The sequence below is a fragment of the Pseudoalteromonas sp. 120-MNA-CIBAN-0494 genome (assembly GCF_040308885.1).
Classification (GTDB): Bacteria; Pseudomonadota; Gammaproteobacteria; order Enterobacterales; family Alteromonadaceae; genus Pseudoalteromonas; species Pseudoalteromonas nigrifaciens.
Map to the genome: position 1 here is coordinate 1 of NZ_JBEOOE010000125.1, position 283 is coordinate 283.

1 protein-coding gene is annotated in these 283 nt (G+C 47.3%); it reads right to left on the bottom strand.

Going from position 1 to position 283, the window contains the following annotated elements:
• On the bottom strand, nucleotides 1-283 hold a 283-nt coding region (locus AAEY55_RS18795), incomplete at both ends, for a transposase (RefSeq protein ID WP_350552643.1).

A 283-nucleotide genomic window follows, 5' to 3' on the forward strand; every position in this document is an offset into this window, starting at 1 on the left:
CTGATTAGCAGGCCCGCTTTAATACACCAATTAGCTAATGTTCCGCGCGATAGTTCAAGGCCGCCACGGCCCAGTATTTCAACGAAACGATAAAGCGGTAAGGCATCGCAGTATTTGCCTGTCACAACCGCCGCTAATGCCTCGGGACTGGCAATACTCCCCGGTATCGGTTGTTTAGGTTTAGGCGCGGTGATGATTTTACTGGTCAATTGTTCATGCTCGCAATGTCTGCAAGCATATTTAAATTGTTTGTGCTTAATGACACTGACTTTCGCCGGAATAA